A 20,409-nucleotide genomic window follows, 5' to 3' on the forward strand; every position below is an offset into this window, starting at 1 on the left:
CACAGAGATTTCATCGACCCGGATTTATGTATACAATAAAATGAGGGAAGGCGGGTTCTGAACATGAAAAAGAGATTAGGGTTTAATCGAGCAAACGGGTTTGTCGTCTGGCTAATGGTGTTGGCCATGATAGCGGGGTGCGCCGGCGGAAACAACGGTCAACCGGGAGGGACCGATCCGGCCAATCCAACATCCTCGGTCAAGCCGAGCGCATCCGAGGGAGAAGCGGCCCCCGGCGAGCCGCTGCGCATCAGCGTCATCGCAACCTATTACACGCCGCAGCCGCCGGATACGACGAATTCGGCCTGGGTCAAGCTGCAGGAATTGACCAATACGAAGTTGGACATGACCTGGGTGCCGCGTTCCGCTTATGATGACAAGATCAGTATATCGCTGGCTTCCAACGATTTGCCGCAGGCGATGCTGGCGCTAAATTATACGGCGGCTCCGCTGGTGAATGCCATTAAGTCAGGCGCTTTTTGGGAGATCGGTCCGTACTTGTCCGAATTCCCTAATCTGAGCCAAATGAATGAGCTGCAATTCAACTTTACGAAGGTCGAGGGCAAAACGTACGGTTTGTACCGTCCAAGATCGATTGCCCGCCATGGCATTACGTTCCGCCGCGATTGGCTGGAGCGGTTAGGCTTGCAAGAGCCTACGAATCCGGAGGAATTGTACGAGGTTCTGCGCGCGTTTACGAAAGACGATCCCGACAACAACGGGCAGGACGATACGTTGGGATTGGGCGAATACAAAGATATAGAAGCGTACTTGCTGCCGCACGTCTCGTCATGGTTCGGAGCGCCGAACAAGTGGAGCGTGGAGAACGGACAATTCCAGGCGGAATTTATGACACCGGAATATTTGGAGGCGCTTAACTATATTAAGAGGCTTTACGAAGAAGGGCTCATCAACCGCGATTTTGTCGTAACGGAGGAGCTGCAGCGGACCACGATGTTTTCGCAAGGGAAAACGGGCGTACTGCTTGGCAACAATGACGGCGCGGCCACTTTGAAAAACGAAACGCTGAAATACAATGCGGACGCCGTTGTCGATTTGATGGGCAATATTGCGGGACCGAAGGGCGAACGCGTATTTGCGCAGCAAGGTTATACCGGCGTCTATCTGTTCCCGAAATCGTCCGTGAAAACGGAAGAGAATCTGAAGCAAATTCTCGGATTTTTTGACCGGCTGCTGGAAGCGGACGCGATCAACGTGATGGCTTGGGGCGTGGAAGACGAACATTATCGCATCGTGGACGGCCAAGCCGAGCAATTGATCAAGCAAGAGGAGAAGTCGCTGCTTACCGACGGGCTGAACGAGCTGAGCATCGACGACAAATCCTTGCGTCTGGTAGCCAAAGGGGCAGACGAATTGCTGCTTAAGGGAGAGAAGCGCATACAGGACAATGCCGCCATCGCCGTTCCGAATCCGGCGCTGGGACTGGAATCCGCGACATGGACGCAGAGCAAAAGCGAATTGGACAAAATCATCAACGACGCCAAAATCAAATTCATTACAGGCCAGCTGGACGAAGCCGGATGGGAGTCGGCAATCGCGGCCTGGCTGAAGGCTGGCGGACAGAAAGTATTGGCGGAATTCGCCGATAGCTTGGCTAAATCGCAGTAGAAAACCAGTGACCGGGAGTTGGATAACTCCCGGTCCAATCCGGCAAATGCGGAGGTGAGAAAGGGATGGCAAAGTTTCGGGTCGGGTACTTTCGGAAGCTGTTTTTATTTTGTTTTTGCATCGGGGTCGTGCCGGTTGTCGCGCTCGGATGCTTTGCCTATTTCAAGACATCCGAGCAATTGCTGGAGAAGGCGGGCAGCCGCAATGCGGATATGGTGGAACAAACGTTGCTGCGCATGGAGCAGCGGCTCAAAACGGTAGACAATACGCAGACACAGTTCGTAAATTCGCCGCTTGTCGTCAAAGCGATGGGGCAGCCCCTGGACGCCAGCAATTACTTGCTCTACGAGGAATTGATCCAATCGCTGCATCGGCTGCAAACGTATGAATTCGGATTGAGCGACGTGTTTTTGATCAACTTCGGACAAGATTGGATACTGGGCAGCGGCGGGAAAAACGCGTACAAGGAAAGTGTTTTTGCGCCTGTTTTTGATTCTTATTCGGATACTGCCCGCTTTTCTTATTGGGCGAACGAGCAGATGCCGATGCTAAATAACGTCTATCATACGGTGCTTGTCAAAAAGGTGTTGTTCAGCAATTTGCAGCTGATGGGTCTGGTTGTGGCGTTGTTGCCGTCCGAGGAGCTCAGCCGTATGATCCCGGTGACGGATGAATACGGCGAAATGTTCGTGCTCGACGAGCATTATCGGATCATCGCGGCGGGCAACCGGTCCTGGATCGGCACGGATCAATCCGATAATGTCTCGCTTGCGCGGCTGCAGTCGTCGGTAGAAGAAGCGGGACAATACGAGGTTGACGCAAGCGACGACAAACCTCATATCATAACATATCGCAAATCGGGATATAACGGGTGGATCTATGTTTCCAAAGTGTATATTTCCGAAGTAACCCGGGAGTCCCAGGCGATCGGATGGGTAACGCTGGCGATTTGCTCGGGACTTATCCTGCTCGTATGCCTGCTGGCGCTGCAGGTTTCGCGAAGTTTGTACCGGCCGGTGGACCGCCTGTACGGTTTGGCGCTGCAGTCGGCAAGCACGGGCGGGGGATCGGGCAAGCGTGACGAGTTTTATTGGATCGAATCGACTCTGCACGGATTGTTGGGCAATCAGCGCCATATGAACGGGCAATTAAGAGAATATTTTACCCACAAAATGCTGCAGGGCGCAGTCGGCAAGGAGGAGATGTCCAAGCGAATTCGTCGGAAGGAACTGCCCGATTGGCGCTGGATGCGCGTCATTTGCCTGCAAATCGAAACTTTAGAGGGCTCGAGATACAATGAGCAGGACAAGGATTTGCTTTTGTTCGCCATCAACAATATCGCCGGGGAAATTATTCCGGAAGCTTCGCGCCTGTCGCCCGTTCTGACAGGCGGAATGCAAGTGACGGTTGTAGGCGGAGGCACGCTTCCGGAAGAAGAAGACAAGCGGTTGACGAGCGAGCTGGCGCATGCCTTGCAACAAGCGGTGGAAAGGTACTTGCAGCTGAAGACCAATCTGGGAATCAGCTATGCCGTCGAGGAGCCGCTGGCACTGCCCGAAGCCTACCGGGAGGCAAAAGAAGCGATGTCGTACGGCATCAGGCTGGGACGGATGTCGGTTATCTTTCTGGAGGATGTCTACCAAGAGCTTGCGATTTCGCCTGCGGCGTTTCCCCAGCATATCGCTTCGGCACTGCTGGAGCAGATCAGGCTGTTGGACGTCGGGCAGGCGGTGACGCTGCTGAACGAGTTTTTGGCTTTTGTTGCAGGAAAGCCGATCAGCCATCAGGAACTGCAGCTTTATTTGATGCGACTGCAAGGGGAGATGCTGCGCCTGCATCAGGACAGCGGCGGGACGATGCAGGAGCTGTTGACGGACGATAAAAGGATGTTGCCGGATGTGCTTGCGCTAAAAACTACGGAGGAAATCGGCCATTGGTTCGCTGATACGATGATTAAGCCGATTGTCGCGGCAATGGAGCGGCGCAGAAATAAGCAAGCAGCCTCAATCTCCGAGCAAATGCTGGACATTATCCATCAGGAGATCGAAACGCCGTTGACGCTGGAGGCATTAGGCTCCCGGTTGAACTATCATCCCGAATATATCGGACGTGTCTTCCGCAAGGAAACGGGCACGGCGTTTGGCGATTACGTAGCGAGACAGCGGCTGCAATTGGCCAAACGATACTTGAACGAAACGACGATGACCGTAACGAGCATCTCCGAAAAACTGTTGTACAACAAACCGCAAAATTTCATTCGCTATTTCCGCAAAATGGAGGGCATTACTCCCGGCCAATACCGGGATCGCCATCAATTCGGGAGCAACGTAACGAAGGGGGAGGGCGAAGAAGAGACATGAAATTCAATCGCAAGAAAATGCGGGACGTCGAGACGGGCAGAGCGTACACCGTATTCGCTCAGCGCGGCTTTGATACCGGCTTGATGTATTTTACATCCATGTCCTGGTTGTCTGACAATCGCCATCTCGTGTTATGCGCAAGGATTAACGGAAAACGGCAATGCAGTTACGTCAAGATGGACACCGCGACAGGGCAGGCCGAAACGATCGCGGACAATCGTTCGTGGGCCGGCGGCGTCGTATCGGCCGACGACAAGCTGTATGTCGTTCGCGAACGACTCGTGGAGGTTTATGATTTGGTGACCGGAGAGAGCCGGACCGTATGCGAATTGCCGCAAGGCTGCTCCTTTCATGAGCCGCCATCCATAACGGCCGACAACCGTACGCTGGGACTGTACTGGTTCGACGGAACGGATTGGGTAATCGGCATCTGCGAGCTTGAAAAGGGGCAAGTTGAAGTCGCGGCCACTCCGCGTTTTTCCGAGCCCTATCCCGTGGCTAACCATGCCATGATCAATCCGCGCAATCCGCATTTGGTGTTTTACGCGCATGAAGGCAAGACGGAGCATATTCCCGATCGCATGTGGGCGGTGGACAGGAAGACCGGACAATCGCGCAATTTGTATCGGCATCGTACTGTGGGGGACGGCGGCGAGCTTGGCGAATATATCGGCCACGAGATGTGGGCGCCTCAAGGCAACGAGCTGTATTACGTCAAATACGTGCATAGTCCGCTCAAGCCTACCGGCGTGTTTGCCGTGAATGTACGGGACGGGGAGTCGAGGCATCTAAACGGGGATTACCCGTATTGGCATGCCGCCCCCAGCCCCGACGGAAGATGGGTCGTCGCGGATACGTTTCAGCATCCCAGTCGAATTGTCTGTATTTGCACGACAACGGGGCACTCGGAATTGCTTTGCACCGTGCGGAGATGGAACGATCATCCCGGACATCCGCATCCGTCTTTCAGTCCGGACAGCCGCCGCATCGGCTTTACTTTGGCTGGGGCGAACAAACGGCTTCAAGTGGGCATTATGACTTTATTTTAGAGAGAAGGAGGAACAGGCGTGAACAGAATGGAGGAACAACGTGGCATGGCCGGACCGACGGTGCATATGATCGGCAATGCGCATCTTGATCCGGTATGGCTGTGGCAATGGCAAGAAGGGTTTGCGGAAACCAAAGCGACGTTCCGCTCGGCGCTTGACCGGATGAAGGAGTTTCCGGAGTTTATTTTCACTTGCGCTGGCGCCGCTTCCTATAAGTGGATCGAAGACAATGATCCCGCCATGTTCGCGGAAATATCCGAGCGGGTCGCGGAGGGCAGATGGGTCATCGCAGGCGGCTGGTGGGTGCAGCCGGACTGCAACCTTCCGTCCGGCGAGTCGTTCGCCAGACATTCGTTATACGGACAAAGGTATTTTCTGGAGAAATTCGGGAAGGCGGCCAAGGTCGGCTATAATGTCGATTCGTTTGGCCATCATGCGATGATGCCGCAGCTGTTGAAGTTAAGCGGCATGGAGCACTACGTTTTTATGCGGCCGGATAAGCGGGAGAAGGAGCTTCCGGCGGATTTATTTCTGTGGGAAGGCGCGGATGGAAGCCGTGTAACCGCGTATCGTATTCCTGGCGGCTACAACACCCATCAGTCGCAGCCGGCAAGACCCAAAATCGCGGAGGCACTGGAACAAGTTAACCAGACGGGAACAGATGCGATGTGCTTTTACGGCGTGGGCAATCATGGCGGAGGTCCGACGATTGCCAATATTCACGAAATCAGGGTTATGCAGCGCGAGTATGGCAAGGATGCCATTTCGTTTAGCTCGCCCGACGCGTTTTTTGACAAGGCGTTGCTTGGAGGGCGTAAGCTGCAGGTCGTGACGGGCGATATGCAGCATCACGCCAGCGGCTGTTATTCGGCGCATTCCGAAACAAAGCGGCTTAATCGCAAGGCAGAGCAGCGTCTGCTCACGGCGGAGAAGCTGTCCGTCGCGGCGCATCGTTTGCTGGGTCATGCCTACGAAAAGGTTTTCCTGCGTCAAGCCTGGGAAACGATTATGTTCAACCAGTTTCACGATATTATGGGAGGCTGTTGCATCGAGGAGGCCTATGAGGATGCCCGGGAGGGCTACGGCCATGCGTTGTATTTGGGAGGAGTCGTTCAAAACGGAGCGCTGCAGCGTATCTCCTGGGCCGTGGATACGATGCGCGAAGGCATCGGTTATTTGGACAAAAATCAGGAGAGAACCTTGTGGGAGCAACATGATCTAGGCGTGCCGGTCGTCGTGTTTAACCCGCATTCGTGGGCAGTGACCGCACCCATCGTTGTGACCCAGCAGATGAAAGGGGCAACCGACGAGTCGGGGAACGCGCTGTCCGTTCAGCATGTACGCGCGTCGCGTACCAACGGCGGCGACAAGTACGATACTTTGTTCATGGCTGAAGTGCCGGCCTACGGCTATCGTTTGTACTGGATTTACCGGAACAAAAGCCATGAGGCTGCGACGGCAGACCAGGTAGCCGCAACGGAGACTTCATTGGAGAACGAACTTGTGCATCTGGAGTTCGACAAGCGAAGCGGGGGGATTGCCAGGCTGCTCGACAAGCGGTCCGGCGTGGACTTGATAAACGGCATCGGCGGTCAGCCGATCGTGATCGACGAAAGCGAATGCGATACATGGGGACACAATATGTTGAGCTTCCGCAAGGAGACGAGCCGTTTTGGCAAAGCAAGGCTGTCAGTTGCGGAGTCCGGGCCGCTTCGCGCGACGCTTCGGACGACGAGCGTATACGGTCAGTCGACGCTGCGTCAGGATTTCACCATCTATGCGGGAAGTCCGGTCGTTCATGTGAAGGTGAAGCTGGATTGGCGCGAGAAGCATAATATGCTGAAGTTGGCTTTTCCGCTGGCGCTTAAGCAGCCTGCGGCCACGTATGAGATCCCTTACGGCTATTTGGAGCGTCCAGTCAACGGGGAAGAAGAGCCGTCGCAGCGGTGGGTCGACGTATCGGGTTTGACGGAGCAGGGAAAACGCGCGGGTTTGGCGTTGCTGAACGACGGCAAATACGCTTTCGACGTGATGGATAACGAATTGAGAATGACGGCGGCGCGAGGAGCGATATACGCCGATCATTACGGAGAGAGGGACGAATGGTGCGAGTTTATGGATCAAGGCGTGCAAGAGTTCCGCTATGCGCTTGTTCCGCATGAGGGCGACTGGCGCGCGGCCTGCGTCGTTCGCGAGGCGGCTGTACTCAATCAACCGCTGCTGCATGTAGTGGAGACGTACCATAAAGGAAGTTTGCCTCCCGTTCTCGAAGGCGTTCGGGTGTCGGTATCCAATGTGGCGTTGGAGGCTGTTAAATTGGGGGAGGACGGAGATTGCTACATTGTTCGTTGCCGGGAGACGGACGGGAGGGGAGCGGAAGCGACGATCGAATGCCATTGGCTGAACCGGTCGTGGACCGCCAAATTCGGATACGGAGAAATCAAGACGTTTAAACTGCCATTCGATCTGGAGCTGGAAGTGTCGGAAGTCAATTTGCTGGAAATGCAATAATCTTTGCGCTGCAAATTTATCTTTACAAGCGGGTTGTTTGTCTTGTATAGTTAAAATGTATTAACTTAATCATAAAGATAATGTTGTTAAAAACAATACGCAACGGAGCCGGTCAGACCGATGAAACGGGGGTATATCCATGTGCGCATCTCAAGATCGTTTTATAGACAACCGTTTGCTGCTGCAGACTAATGTGGATGACATGAATCCCGAATTTTGTCCCTATGTGATCGATAAGCTGCTGGCTGCGGGCGCGAGCGACGCTTATTGGATCCCTGTTATTATGAAGAAAGGTCGGCCCGGGCTGATGCTCAATGTCATGTGCGGACCTCAAGCGGTGGACGCCGTGGAGGAAGTGATCTTTACAGAGACCACGACGTTAGGCATTCGCCACGTGCCGGCCCGGACGCATTGCTTGGGCAAGGAGCTGAAAACAGTGCTAACGCGCTATGGGGAATTAAGGGTGAAGGCGGGCTATTATAAGGGGCGCATGGTTCAGTTTTCTCCGGAACATGCGGATTGCGAGGCGGCGGCAGTCGCTTATCAGGTGCCGTTGAAGACGGTTTTTGACGAAGCGAGGATCTGCTTTTCGTTGCAGGAAGGGCAACTGCCGGATTGAGGGGAAGGCGGATGCAAGGAATCGTTTCGTTCAATAAACTTAATCAATAAGTAATAAAGTGGAGAGGAGGAGAGGCCATGAGTACGGTTAAAGCGGTAATCTTCGATTTCGACGGTACCATTTCCACGCTGCGCGCCGGCTGGGAGGAAGTCATGATTCCATTTATGCAAGAAAGCATCGCGGGCGGCCGTGCTTTAACGGAGGCGGAGGAAGCGCGGCTGAGGGCAGAGGTGGAGAGCTACGTAGATCAATCGACCGGCATTCAGACCGTGTTTCAGATGCAGTGGCTGGCGGAGACGGTTCGGCGTTACGGCTGGAACAACGAGGTTATGGATCAGTGGCAGTACAAGGCCGAATACAATCGGCTTCTGATGGAGAAAGTGGAGCGGCGCTTGCAGCTTCTTGAGAGCGGCAAGCTGGAGAGAGAAAATTTCTTGATCAAAGGATCGGAGCAATTGCTGGATCGGCTGCACCAGGCGGATATTGCGCTATACGTGGCCAGCGGAACGGATCACCCCGATGTAGAGCGCGAAGCGAAGGCTCTTGGCGTTTATCGTTATTTTGCCGGGATACATGGCGCGCCGCTTCGCCAGGCGGAATGTCCGAAGGAGAAGATCATCTCGGATTTGCTCGGCTCCGGCGCGACGGCTGCGGAACAAATGGCGGTTATCGGAGACGGCAAAGTGGAGATTACGCTGGCCAAGGCCAGCGGTGCGGCGGCGTACGGGCTGGCAAGCGACGAGCTGCGGCGTGAAGGCATCAATCCGGTTAAAGAGGCCAGGTTGCTGGCTGCCGGGGCGGACTGGATTGCCGGGGATTTCCTGAACTTGGAGGAATGGCTTGGCAGACTTGGTTTAGGATAGGTTGTAAACGCTGCACGAAACAGAAGATGATCGATTTGAGAGAGGAGAGTGATCGTAATGGCCGATGTATTGCCGTTCCCGAGATTGTCGCTTGCCAAGGTATCAACTAATTCCGTGCATGATCGGCACAATCTTGTGACCATTCGCAATATGGCCCGTCCCTATGAAGACGAACGGCCGACTTGGAGCGGGGCGACTTCGCCCCAATGGAACGTTCTCATCGATCGGATCGTAGCGGCGCGTTGCGCAGGAAAACCGGTCATCTGGTCCATGGGCGCGCATGTCATTAAAAACGGATTGTCCAGATACGTTATCGAACTGGTTCGCAACGGCGTCATCACGCATGTGTCCGGAAACGGGGCAACAAGCATCCACGACTTCGAACTGGCCTTTCTAGGCGAAACGTCGGAGGATGTGGCCCAATCGATCGAGGACGGATCGTTCGGGATGTGGGAGGAAACAGGCAGATACATGAATGAAGCGATTAGGCAAGGCAGCGCGACTGGCCTTGGGTATGGCGAAAGCTTGCATCGTTACTTGTCGACCCATCCGGAACGTTTCCCCTATTATGATGATTGCGTCTTTGTTCAGTGCCAACAGTTCGGCGTGCCGTATACTTGCCATATCTCGATCGGAACAGACATCATTCATCAGCATCCTATCGCGGATTATGAAGCGCTTGGGCAAGCAAGCGGCCGCGATTTTCGCACCATGTGCCAGTCCATCGCAGGATTAAGCGAAGGCGGCGTCTTTCTTAATTTCGGCTCGGCCATTTCGGGTCCCGAGATCTTTCTGAAAGCGGTCAGCATGGCTCGCAATACCGGGTTGGGCATGAAGGGCATCACCGCCGCGAATTTCGACATCGTGCCGGCTGAAGCCGGCAGGAAACCGCCTGAGACGTCGTCCGACTATTATTATCGTCCGAGGCGCAATTTCGTAGATCGGTTGGGGCAGATTGACGGTACCGGCTACTTGTTTCAGGGATTGCATCAGGAGACCATCCCTGCCCTATTCCATACGGTGCTGGATCGGATAAAGGAACACTCCTTGACTTTTCGGCCTGTAGACCGCGAGGCGGCGCCGAAGCTTGAGCGGGAACGCATGCAGCTATTCCCGATCGCGGAGAGGAACAGTAAATTCAGGCTGGGGTCGGCAGTATCCGTGCATCGGCAGTTGTCGGAGGAATATGCCCCGCCTCTATTCGCTGAAATGGCGGAGCGGCTGAGAGAAAGCAAAAAAAACGGCAAGCCCCTCCTGGTTTCGTTAGGCGGCAATGTGCCGGGCAGCGGAACGACTGCTGCCATAGGCGAGTTGGTAAGGCAGGGCATGATCGATCATGTGGCGGTCAACGGCGCTTACGCTTTTCAGGATTTGGAATTGGCTGCCTTTGGTCATACGGAAGAGGATAGCAGCGGAGCGTTGAGCAACGGCAGGCTTGGCATGTGGCGGGAACCGTCGGAGATCGTTAACGAGGCGCTTGCTGCCGGTTATCCGCTCGGGCTGGGCTACGGTGAAAGTTTGATCGCTTATGTACAGCAACATACCGAAAAGTTCCCGTTTCTCGCCCATAGCCTGATCGGCAGTTGCATAGACGGAGGCATTCCTTATACGGTGCATATTACGATCGGCACGGATGCGGTGCAGCAGCATCCTGATGCTGATTTTCGACAGCAGGGAGGAGCGAGCGGCCGGGATTTTCTGATCTATTGCTCGACGGTTTCGCAGCTTGAGGGCGGGGCTTTTCTGAATTTCGGCTCCACGGTCATCGGCCCGGAGGTTTTTCTCAAGGCTTTGTCGATCGTACGCAATTTGCAGCATACGGTCAAAAATATTACAACGGCTAATTTTGATATTGTCAAGCTTGGCAACTACCATATGAAAGTTGGCTATGAGGACTGGGACTATTACTATCGACCAAGGAAAAACATAATTCATCGGCCGACGAGCCTTGGCGGCAAAGGGTATCATTTCGAAGGGATGCATCAGGAGACAATTCCGGCGCTGGCCAAGCAATTGCTGAGAGATGTCAACGGCAGAGAGGAACACATATAGATGGAGAACAAACATTTAATTGCTGCCGGGCATCTGCATGTTTATGAAGGAATGTCCAGGGAACGCGTGGAGGAAATAATCGAACGGATCGGCAATTTGCGGGCGGCGGTAATCGGGGATGGCTGTCTGGATGTCTATTGGGATGCGGATATGTCGTTGAGCACGCTATCCCGGGAAACGCCGCATTATTCGTTGCCGATCATCGGAGAGCGGGTGTCTCCAGGAGCGGGCGGCAATGTGGCTATGAACTTGCGGGCGCTTGGCTGCCGGGAAGTGTCGTTTTGCACGGCATCGGCGGATGATTGGCGAGGAAATATGCTGCATCGATGTTTGGCGGATAGCGGGATTAACGATAGCTACAGTCTGAGTCTCAAGCAGTGGGTGACGCCGGCATATTGCAAGCCTATACGCCATGGGCTTCAGGGAGTCAGACAAGAAGACCCGCGTCTGGACTTTATTAATCGGCGTGCTTTGAGTGCGGATGAGGAGAAACAATTGATAGCGGCGCTTGATGAAATGATGCAATCGGCGGATATAGTGGCAGTTACCGACCAGTTGCCGCTAGGGATCATAACGGAAGCAGTGCGAGTCAGATTGCGGTTCTGGTCGGCTCGGGGAAAACAAATCGTGGTGGACAGCCGCGACCGGATCGGCAAATTTAACGGCGTCTGCATCAAGCCTAACGAAATCGAATCGCTGCGGGCATTGGGGCTGGATCCTCGCGAAGGCGAGATTTGTTGGGAACAGCTTCTAAAAGCGGGTAAACAGCTTCAGAACAATAATGAAGCTCCGTGCTGTATGACGATCGGCTCCCGTGGAGCCTTGTGGTTCGACGGCGGAACGCCGATCTGGGTTCCGGGTCATCCGGTGCAGCCTCCCTTGGATATTGTCGGAGCCGGAGACCATTTCGCATCCGCGTTTCTTTGTGCAAGAGGAGCGGGGTGCAGCGGTCCGGAGTCCATGTTTTTTGCTCAGCTTGGCGCCGCGGTAGTCATTCGTAAGTTAGGTATGACGGGAACAGCCGACAGGCGCGAAATACTGGCGAGGTATGATGAAATCATAAATGGGAAATCGGAAAGCAAGCAGCAGTAATCGGCATTGCGACCAGGCAGGATGACAGGGATTTCGCTTGTGTTTGCCGGAGCGGAAGATTAGAATGAATAGCAAGCGAGATTGCGAGTTTGCAATTTATTATTTTTCGCATAAGGGAGCTATGGAGATGGCGGAATCAAAGGTGTTATATCTGCAAAAGGTCAAAAATCAAAATGTGTCGCATATCCTTCATAAAATATGGGAGCATGAGGCGGCATCAAGAATCGAGCTTGTACAAATGACGCACTTGACTTCTGGCACAATTACAAATTTGACGCAGGAGCTCATATCACACCGCCTGATTAAAGAATCGGAATCGATATCGGATTCGGTTGGCCGCAAGCGCGTAAATTTGAGATTTGACAACAGCTACTTTTATATTATCGGAATTGATATTGGCAGAACTTCCGTCAGTGTCGTATTAAGCGAGTTGACCGGCAATATTGTTGATACGGTGGAATACGGAACGGAAGGGATTACCAACCCGGAAGAAGTTCTGGCGCTAATCGAGCCGTACGTACATAAATTGCTGGGTCAGGCGGAATCCCGAAAACGTAAAGTGATTGGCATTGGCGTTAGCATTCCGGGGCCAATGGATCAACGCACCGGCAAATTGATCAATCCGCCGGGATTTCCCGGATGGGCAGGATATCCGATTCGCCCAACGCTGGAGGAGCGCTTTAAGACAAGAGTTTTTATCGAAGATGACGCGCGAACTTCGGCACTGGCAGAACGTTGGTACGGCCTAGGACGAGATGGACGCGATTTGGTATTCGTTACGATGGGAATGGGTATTGGCGGCGGAATCGTTCAGAATGGCCGAGTGCTGCATGGTACAAATGGCTTGTACGGCCAAATCGGACAAATGAGCCTGATGACGCATGGCGGCGCCGGAGATGCTATTAGTTATGACTGCTGGGAAAATCTCGGATCAATACCCGGCATCCTGAAACGATGGTCAGGCAATGGGGACTTTCGCGATTTTATCGTTCAGGTTCGGGCACAGGAACCTCATGCGGTTAAAGTCATGGAGGATACGCTTCGTATGCTGGAGGCCTCGCTTACTTCGTTAATCAACTTGTATGATCCTGATGTCATTGTGTTGGGCGGCAAACTTTATCCTTATCTTTCTCCACATATGGAGGCCATTGTTGAAAATGTTCGTTCTCGCGTCTTTGATTTTGTGCAGGAACGCGTCATAATCGAAAAGGCTTTTTATGGGCAAATGCAGAGCTTGATGGGTGCCGTTGCGCTTGTTTTTGGTCATGTGCAGGAAAATCCTCTGCTCGTTCTTGGAGCCGACTAATGTGCCGATAGAACCAGAGCATGCCGGAAACGGCGCTTGACCGTTAATTAACTTAATCTATAAATTATATACCTTTGATTATGGAGGTTGTTCGGATGTTGCTAACGGTTGAAAAGCTCGAGAGACGGGTAAAGGAATTATCGCCGTTTCGTTATACGAATAGGCAGGAGATTGGCCAGTTCTTATTTTGGAAAGACGAGGCTGCGGAAGTTGCGGCAATGCCGCCGCAAGATGCGGAGTGGACTGAAGTAGGTCTTGGATATCGCTGGGGTGATCGTGACGTAACGGCTTGGCTTAGAACAGAAGTTTTTTTGCCAGAACAGCGGGGTTGCAACATTGTGGGTCTGTTCAACTTCGGCAAAACAGGCCCCGGACATACTTCCGGCTTCGAGTCGCTGTTATTTATTAACGGCACGCCGTTTCAAGGAGTAGGCACATTTCATCAGGAAGTGTTTTTTCCGGAGGAATTGGCCGGTCAAAAGGTTGAGCTTCTGTTCAAGGTATGGAGCGGGCTTCCCGGGTTCGGGCCGATGTCCGAACTTCGCCATGTCCTTCAGCAAGCCGAGATAACACAGCTTCAGCAACAGACGGACGATTTGTACTTCACCTCCAGTGCGGCGATGGAGACGATTAAGGTGCTGGATTCTAATAGTTGGGAACGCCATGCGCTGGTTAAAGCCGTAGATCGGGCATTTCTGTTAGTGGATTATCGGAACCCTGGCAGTGCAGCATTTTATGATAGTGTAGCTGCCGCCGCAGTCAAGTTGCACGAAGAAATCGAAAGCATACCGAAAAATAATGAGGTTACGGTACGTGCCATCGGCCATACGCATATTGATGTCGCTTGGCTATGGCGGTTGAAACATACACGGGAGAAGTCGGCCCGTTCATTTTCTACCGTACTTCGGCTGATGGAGAGATATCCCGAGTATGCGTTTCTGCAAACACAACCTCAGCTATACGATGATTTGTCACGAGATTATCCCGTGCTGTTCGAGCAAATCAAGGAACGCGTCAAGGAAGGCCGCTGGGAAGCGGGCGGCGCCATGTGGCTGGAATCGGATTGCAATATTCCGAACGGAGAGTCGCTGGTGCGCCAGTTGATGTACGGCATGCGTTACTATGAGCAAACCTTCGGCGTAAGCTGCGACTATCTCTGGCTTCCGGACGTATTCGGATATAGCTGGGCTTTACCGCAAATTTTAAAGAAATCCGGCATTAACTACTTTATGACGACCAAAATCAGTTGGAACGTATACAATCGTTTCCCGCATGATACGTTCTACTGGCGCGGCATTGACGGCACGGAAGTGCTGACGCACTATATAACTACGCCCGAACCTGGGCAAGCTGCAGATAGCTTGACCAAGTATTATACCTACAATGGTCAGGTATTGGCCGAAACCGTGAACGGGATCTGGAAAAACTATCGCGACAAAGAGGTCAACGATGAATTGCTGCTGGCTTACGGCTGGGGAGATGGCGGAGGCGGTCCTACCCGCCATATGCTGGAGATGCGTCGAAGATTAGAGCATATGCCGGGCTTGCCTCGTGTTACTACCGGAAGGGTAGACGAGTATTTTCACCAACTGGAGCATACGGTGGATAAAAGCGATCGTTATGTGCATCGTTGGAACGGCGAGCTTTATTTGGAGCTCCATCGCGGCACGTATACGTCGCAAGGCTACGTGAAACGCATGAACCGCGAGATGGAATCGCTGCTCCATACAGCGGAAGCCGCAGGGGTACTTCATGGGATTGTAAGCGGGTTCAAAGATTATCCTAAAGACACGCTGGATGAAAGCTGGAAAATCGTATTGCGCAACCAATTTCACGATATTCTTCCGGGTTCGTCTATTGCCGAAGTTTATGAGGATTGCCATGTGGAATATGGCGAAGCAGAACGACTTGCACGAGAAGCGTTAGGAACCAGCTTGTCGGGCCTTGCAGGACGTTTGCCGTTAGCGCCTGCCGGGGAACAATGCTGGATCGTTGTAAATTCGCTAGGAATGGCAAGAGACGAATTGGTCGAACTGGCATGGCAGGATGATTTTGCGATTGGAGGCAGCTGGACGGATGCGGACGGCAACCATTTGACAGCGGAGGTGATTGCCAAAGAATCGGGAGAGCGTTCGGTACTCGTTCGGATTCCGAACATTCCCGCAGTTGGCTATAAGACCATTTCGTACAGTTCGGCCGTGGAGTCTGCTGTAAGCGTTGCGGAGCCAGCCATAATCGTCAAAGCGCAAGGTTTATCCACGCCATTTTATGAGTTGACCTGGAATTCGCATGGCCAATTGGACCGTTTGTATGACAAGCGAACGGAAAGGGAATTAATTGCCCCGGGCGAAGCGGCCAACCGTTTTGATGTTCACGAAGATAAGCCGACTGCTCACGACAACTGGGAAATCGATATTTTCTATTACGAGAAACATCGCCAGATTAATGGGCTGCAGTCAGTTGTTATCGCAGAGTACAATCCATTGAGGACGGTCGTGCGCATGGCCTGGAATGACGGCGAAACGATGATTAAGCAGGATATGATCGTTTATCCGGACAATCCGCGAATCGACTTTGTGACTTGGGTGAACTGGCAGGAGCGCGAGCAGCTGCTGAAGGTTGCATTTCCGCTGAATGTCAGCTCTACCTATGCCACGCACGAAATTCAGTTCGGCAATGTACGCAGGCCGACACACTGGAATACGAGCTGGGACTTTGCCCAATTCGAAACCTGCGCGCAACGGTGGATTGATCTATCTGAGCGCGGCTGCGGTGTCAGCTTGCTCAACAACTGCAAATATGGCCATGATGTCCGGGACAATGTGATGAGGCTGACTTTAATCAAGTCCTCCAACGATCCGGATCCGACTTGCGATTTAGGCGAACATCAATTTACCTATTCCTTGCTGCCTCATGAAGGAGATTGGTTTGAGGCCGGTACATTGGATCAGGCTGCAAGATTGAATACAAAGCCTGAAACGTTAAAGCTTTCTTATCAGGCGCATGGCTCTGCAGAAGCTATTCCTCTAACATTTGGCCTGTTAGCTATAGAAGGCGGACATGTGGTCGTGGACACGGTTAAACGTGCCGAGGATTCGGACGCTTTGATTGTGCGGTGTTACGAGTATGCAGGCATGCGCGGCAACGTATCCCTCAGGTTTAATGCTTCCGTAGCGGAAGTGGCGGAGGTGAACCTGATGGAACGCGAAGCACGGGAGATCGCTCATCAGTCGAATCAGTTTGCGGTTCACTTCACCCCTTACGAGCTTAAGACGTTCAGGGTGGTACTCAGTTAGGACATTAGGAAAAGCCGACCACGAGGTCGGCTTCTTGGCGTCGGCGGTTAGAATGGCGATGCATGATGCCTTGCTACGCTTCCCGTACTCCATGGTTAGTTTCCTTGCAGAGCCGGATCTAGCGTTTCATGCCAAATACGCAGCGCTTCGGCTGTAGACGGCTGCAAGGAAGCTCCGGTTCTGGTTTTCAGGGTGAAAGGAAGACCTTGCAAAGCGGCCAAATATTTGGCGGTAGCGGTAAAGCCGTTGGAAATCAGCGCATCCAGGCATATAAGTTCGCGATGTAGCAGTTGAACTTCATCATCCATAATTCCGCCGTTTTGCTGCAATCGGTTCCAAAGTCTGATATTGAGATTAGCCATGGCTGTGGAGGTAATGGCCATAATGCCGTTCGCTCCAGCGGTGATAGCCTGCACAAGAAAAGCCGTATTCGCTTGAAATACAAGGCTGTCCGGCGCTATGGCAAGTTTGGCCGTGATGCCTTCCAACGTCGAAGTTGTATCTTTGATCCCGCTTACTCCATGTTCGGAGACCAGTGTCCCGTACACTTCCGGCGGGATATAGTGCGGGGCTACGCCGGGAAATTCATACAGGATGAGCGGCAAGGGCGAGGCAGTCGCCAACTCGGCGAAATAATGCAACAGACGACTAGGATCATGTCCATAATCATTGGGCGGTACGGCTACCAATGCAGAAACCCCGGTTTCGGCCATCCGCAGAAGCTCGTCGCGATGGGCGGTCGGGTCGCTTCCAGCGTTGGCAGTTGCTACAACAGGGATATTTCCGGCACGTTTTACGGCGATACGCGTCAGTTGCAGCCGTTCTTCGGCGTTTAAAGTAAGCAATTCGCTGCTGCCGCAAGAAGCGAAAAGCGCTTGGGGCTGTTGCGACAATTGCCAGTCGACATAACGTTCATAGGTTGCATAATCGATTTCTCCCGATTCGTGAAAAGGGGTAAGCAGCAGAGAGTAAACACCTTTGACCGGTACAGATGCAGTTGGGTTATTCATATGATCGCGTCCTCCTGTTTGCGGGTATGATGTTCGTTCGGGCTATGATGATGATCATCATGGTGGTGATGGTGATGGTGGTCGGAATGCCGGGATTTTTCCTGGTGCGAAGAGTGGGCGTCTCTCTTATGGCGCGACTGTCCAAGCGCTGTCAATTGATGCGATGACAAACGTCCGACAACAGCGCGCAGCACATTGGGACGATTAGGCAGGTCCCTGGTACCTGCGCCATAACCGATATGCTCTACAATCATGGATGGCAGCCCGGTCAGGAAATAATCGGCCAGTCCCGCCACGATTGCAGCGCCTGTTGGCGTCGTCAATTCGGCATTGACTTCGGAATGGACGATCGGAACATCCAGCAACAGCTCGAGAGTAGCTGGCGCGGGTACGGGATATAAGCCATGATCGCACCAAATATAGCCGCTTCCAAGCGGAATCGGAGATGCGATGAGAAGGTCGGCGCCCAACGAATCGAGGGCAAGAGCGACGCCGATCATATCGATAATCGAGTCCAGCGCGCCTACTTCATGAAAATGAACATGTTCGATCGGGACATTGTGAATACGAGCTTCCGCTTCCGCCAATTTGGCAAACAGGGTTAAGCTGTCTCTGGTCACCCTCTCGTTAAAATTTGAAGCTTTTATGATTTGAACAATATCCGAATAATGACGATGATGCGATGGAGCCGTTTCGTCGTCAATCGTTATCTCCAGCTTGATAGAGGAAATACCTTCCTTCATAACGGGCCGCCAGTGCAGAGAGAAGGGCTCAGTTTGCAACTTTAACAGCTCTTCCGCGATATATTCGCGGCTCGCTCCGGCGTGGACCAAAGCGGCTAAAGTCATGTCGCCGCTAATGCCGGAGAAACAATCCAAATAAACGGTTTTTAGCATGAAGGGCTCCTTTCCGTCATAGAAAGCAATTTGATGATGCGTATGGCGGCACAAGCTGCGCCGAATCCATTATCGATATTGGTGACCGTCAGTCCAGGGGAGCAGGAGCTGAGCATAGCCAGCAGCGGGGTGATACCGCCAAGGTTTGCTCCGTATCCGACACTGGAGGGAACGGCAATGACCGGTTTGGATACAAGCGAGCTCAAAACACCAGGCAGAGCGCCCTCCATGCCGGCTATAACGATTATTACGGCCGATTGGCGAATGTCCGGCAGTTTGACGAGCAGCCGATGCAATCCGGCAACTCCGACATCATAGATACGATTGACAGGGAGTCCAGCGAATTCAATGGTCAAAGCGCTCTCTTCGGCAATCGGCAGATCGGATGTTCCGGCACATACGATAGCTATCGTTGGACGATCTTCGTCTTCCGCCACTTCGGGCTGCATGCTTCCGATAGTAAGTACTCGTGCGGCATTATGATAGATTGCGCCAGGTATATGTTGCTGGATATAAGCCGCTTTGTCCGCGGATACCCTGGTGGCTAGAACAGGGAGATGGCTTTCGGCAAGTTTTCTCGCAATGGCGCTGATCTGCTCGGCGCTTTTGCTTTCGCCATAGATGACCTCGGGAAAACCGGTGCGTCTTTCCCGGTCCAGATCGATCCGGGCGAAATCAAATTCCGCGATTTGACCTTCGGGCATGCCGCCGGCGATCATGCCGATCTGCCTGGCCGCGGTTGCGATATCCGTTTCTCCTGCTTGCACGGATTGCAGTAACTGTTCCAAATGGTTCATAACGCACCTGCCTCGTTAACGTGGCGGGCAGCTCCCAGCCGTTCATTCATGCTGCCAGTTCGATATCCTTGCAAGTCGAGCGTCACATAGTTAAAGCCGAGCTGCCGCAGGCGGCGATCAACTTCGGCGTTGTATTTAAACATTAATTCCATCTCATCGGGGTCGATTTCAATACGGGCGATTTCTCCATGGTGTCTGACTCTGACCTGATAGAAGCCGAGAGAGAGCAGATAGGTTTCGGCTTCATCCAGTTGATCGATTTTTTTCCTGTCGATTTCAGTACCGTAAGGAATACGCGACGACAGACAGGCAAAGGACGGTTTGTTCCAGGTCGGAATCCCCATCGCGTAGGATAATTGCCGAATTTCCAACTTGGATAAGCCGGCTTCCTGCAGAGGACTGCGCAGTCCTTGCTCTTGCTTGGCTTTAAGGCCAGGCCGGTAATCGCCCAAGTCATCGATATTGGATCCGTCCCAAATAAATGAACAGCTCAGCTGCTGCGCCGCCTCGTTTAGATGGGAATAAAGTCCGGTTTTGCAATGATAGCATCGATCGGGTTGGTTAGCGACGAATTGCGGGTTAGCAAACTCGGAAACCGATGTTTCGTGCACCGCGATGCCGTAACGCCGAGCAATCAAAATGGCGGCATTATATTCGCGGGTCGGGAAGGTTTCCGATGCGGCGATGGCTGCGACAACTTTTTCTCCCACAAGCCGATGCGCGCGAATAAGCAAGTAGGTACTGTCGACACCGCCGGAATAAGCCAACATTATTTTTCCTTCTCCGGCCATTTGGGTAATGATTTCGCCTAGGCGGCGGTCTTTATCTAACGTTAGCCGGTCAGGCGGCTCCGTTGCTTGCTTTATCGACATGGGAACAGTTCACCTCATTTCAACAAGGTTGTTATGGTTTACATTCAATCGACTCCA

The 20,409-nt window shown here is 53.0% G+C and carries 14 protein-coding genes; 10 read left to right on the plus strand and 4 right to left on the minus strand.

Annotated features, from left to right (window positions below; all coding sequences use genetic code 11):
- The first annotated feature begins 63 nt into the window (after window positions 1–63).
- The 10 genes from KJW29_RS05850 to KJW29_RS05895 all read left to right on the plus strand — a co-directional run bounded on the left by KJW29_RS05850 (window position 64) and on the right by KJW29_RS05895 (window position 16,777).
- Window positions 64–1,629, plus strand: coding sequence for an extracellular solute-binding protein (locus KJW29_RS05850; RefSeq protein WP_214629090.1), 1,566 nt, complete (start codon window positions 64–66; stop codon window positions 1,627–1,629).
- 65 nt (window positions 1,630–1,694) lie between these two features.
- A complete protein-coding gene (locus KJW29_RS05855) occupies window positions 1,695–3,989 on the plus strand; it encodes a helix-turn-helix domain-containing protein (RefSeq protein WP_214629091.1) in 2,295 nt (764 codons plus the stop codon).
- Complete coding sequence (locus KJW29_RS05860) at window positions 3,986–5,038, plus strand: oligogalacturonate lyase family protein (protein WP_214629092.1); 1,053 nt, start codon at window positions 3,986–3,988, stop codon at window positions 5,036–5,038. Before KJW29_RS05855 ends, KJW29_RS05860 begins: the two co-directional genes overlap by 4 nt.
- Before the next feature lie 27 nt (window positions 5,039–5,065).
- The gene (locus KJW29_RS05865) at window positions 5,066–7,549 is read left to right on the plus strand and encodes an alpha-mannosidase (protein WP_246608808.1); all 2,484 of its coding nucleotides are present in this window, start codon (window positions 5,066–5,068) and stop codon (window positions 7,547–7,549) included.
- A 139-nt stretch (window positions 7,550–7,688) separates the two neighbouring features.
- Window positions 7,689–8,168, plus strand: a complete 480-nt coding sequence (gene larC2, locus KJW29_RS05870; protein WP_214629094.1) for a nickel pincer cofactor biosynthesis protein LarC2 — start codon at window positions 7,689–7,691, stop codon at window positions 8,166–8,168.
- Window positions 8,169–8,245: 77 nt separating this feature from the next.
- Entirely contained in the window at window positions 8,246–9,031 is a 786-nt protein-coding gene (locus tag KJW29_RS05875; protein ID WP_214629095.1) for an HAD family hydrolase, read from the plus strand.
- A gap of 57 nt (window positions 9,032–9,088) precedes the next feature.
- On the plus strand, window positions 9,089–11,083 hold the full coding sequence (locus KJW29_RS05880; protein WP_214629096.1) for a GSU2086 family protein: 1,995 nt from the start codon (window positions 9,089–9,091) through the stop codon (window positions 11,081–11,083).
- Window positions 11,084–12,175: a bifunctional heptose 7-phosphate kinase/heptose 1-phosphate adenyltransferase gene (locus tag KJW29_RS05885; RefSeq protein ID WP_214629097.1), complete on the plus strand. Its 1,092-nt coding sequence runs from the start codon at window positions 11,084–11,086 to the stop codon at window positions 12,173–12,175.
- 127 nt (window positions 12,176–12,302) lie between these two features.
- A complete protein-coding gene (locus tag KJW29_RS05890) occupies window positions 12,303–13,481 on the plus strand; it encodes an ROK family transcriptional regulator (RefSeq protein ID WP_214629098.1) in 1,179 nt (392 codons plus the stop codon).
- A 95-nt stretch (window positions 13,482–13,576) separates the two neighbouring features.
- Window positions 13,577–16,777, plus strand: a complete 3,201-nt coding sequence (locus KJW29_RS05895; protein WP_214629099.1) for an alpha-mannosidase — start codon at window positions 13,577–13,579, stop codon at window positions 16,775–16,777.
- A gap of 95 nt (window positions 16,778–16,872) precedes the next feature.
- On the opposite strand, the gene KJW29_RS05900 is transcribed toward KJW29_RS05895, so the two are convergent.
- The 4 genes from KJW29_RS05900 to larE are packed head-to-tail and all read right to left on the minus strand — an operon-like array spanning window position 16,873 to window position 20,352.
- A complete protein-coding gene (locus KJW29_RS05900) occupies window positions 16,873–17,787 on the minus strand; it encodes a dihydrodipicolinate synthase family protein (RefSeq protein ID WP_214629100.1) in 915 nt (304 codons plus the stop codon).
- Window positions 17,784–18,683, minus strand: a complete 900-nt coding sequence (gene larC, locus KJW29_RS05905; RefSeq protein WP_214629101.1) for a nickel pincer cofactor biosynthesis protein LarC — start codon at window positions 18,681–18,683, stop codon at window positions 17,784–17,786. Before larC ends, KJW29_RS05900 begins: the two co-directional genes overlap by 4 nt.
- On the minus strand, window positions 18,677–19,480 hold the full coding sequence (larB, locus tag KJW29_RS05910; protein ID WP_214629102.1) for a nickel pincer cofactor biosynthesis protein LarB: 804 nt from the start codon (window positions 19,478–19,480) through the stop codon (window positions 18,677–18,679). The genes larC and larB overlap by 7 nt, the downstream gene beginning before the upstream one ends.
- Window positions 19,477–20,352, minus strand: coding sequence for an ATP-dependent sacrificial sulfur transferase LarE (gene larE / locus KJW29_RS05915; protein ID WP_214629103.1), 876 nt, complete (start codon window positions 20,350–20,352; stop codon window positions 19,477–19,479). The genes larB and larE overlap by 4 nt, the downstream gene beginning before the upstream one ends.
- Between the last annotated feature and the right edge of the window lie 57 nt (window positions 20,353–20,409).

Source organism: Paenibacillus agaridevorans, from assembly GCF_018604145.1.
In the GTDB taxonomy this organism is placed as follows: domain Bacteria; phylum Bacillota; class Bacilli; order Paenibacillales; family Paenibacillaceae; genus Pristimantibacillus; species Pristimantibacillus agaridevorans.

What these genes read in the sequence shown, in the direction of transcription:
- KJW29_RS05860 (WP_214629092.1), top strand. Translation starts at nt 3,986, where the DNA reads ATGAAATTCAATCGCAAGAAAATGCGGGACGTCGAGACGGGCAGAGCG.
- KJW29_RS05880 (WP_214629096.1), top strand. Translation starts at nt 9,089, where the DNA reads ATGGCCGATGTATTGCCGTTCCCGAGATTGTCGCTTGCCAAGGTATCA.
- KJW29_RS05850 (WP_214629090.1), top strand. Translation starts at nt 64, where the DNA reads ATGAAAAAGAGATTAGGGTTTAATCGAGCAAACGGGTTTGTCGTCTGG.
- KJW29_RS05855 (WP_214629091.1), top strand. Translation starts at nt 1,695, where the DNA reads ATGGCAAAGTTTCGGGTCGGGTACTTTCGGAAGCTGTTTTTATTTTGT.
- KJW29_RS05890 (WP_214629098.1), top strand. Translation starts at nt 12,303, where the DNA reads ATGGCGGAATCAAAGGTGTTATATCTGCAAAAGGTCAAAAATCAAAAT.
- larB (WP_214629102.1), bottom strand. Translation starts at nt 19,480, where the DNA reads ATGAACCATTTGGAACAGTTACTGCAATCCGTGCAAGCAGGAGAAACG.
- KJW29_RS05895 (WP_214629099.1), top strand. Translation starts at nt 13,577, where the DNA reads ATGTTGCTAACGGTTGAAAAGCTCGAGAGACGGGTAAAGGAATTATCG.
- KJW29_RS05900 (WP_214629100.1), bottom strand. Translation starts at nt 17,787, where the DNA reads ATGAATAACCCAACTGCATCTGTACCGGTCAAAGGTGTTTACTCTCTG.
- KJW29_RS05885 (WP_214629097.1), top strand. Translation starts at nt 11,084, where the DNA reads ATGGAGAACAAACATTTAATTGCTGCCGGGCATCTGCATGTTTATGAA.
- larC (WP_214629101.1), bottom strand. Translation starts at nt 18,683, where the DNA reads ATGCTAAAAACCGTTTATTTGGATTGTTTCTCCGGCATTAGCGGCGAC.
- larC2 (WP_214629094.1), top strand. Translation starts at nt 7,689, where the DNA reads ATGTGCGCATCTCAAGATCGTTTTATAGACAACCGTTTGCTGCTGCAG.
- larE (WP_214629103.1), bottom strand. Translation starts at nt 20,352, where the DNA reads ATGTCGATAAAGCAAGCAACGGAGCCGCCTGACCGGCTAACGTTAGAT.
- KJW29_RS05875 (WP_214629095.1), top strand. Translation starts at nt 8,246, where the DNA reads ATGAGTACGGTTAAAGCGGTAATCTTCGATTTCGACGGTACCATTTCC.
- KJW29_RS05865 (WP_246608808.1), top strand. Translation starts at nt 5,066, where the DNA reads ATGGAGGAACAACGTGGCATGGCCGGACCGACGGTGCATATGATCGGC.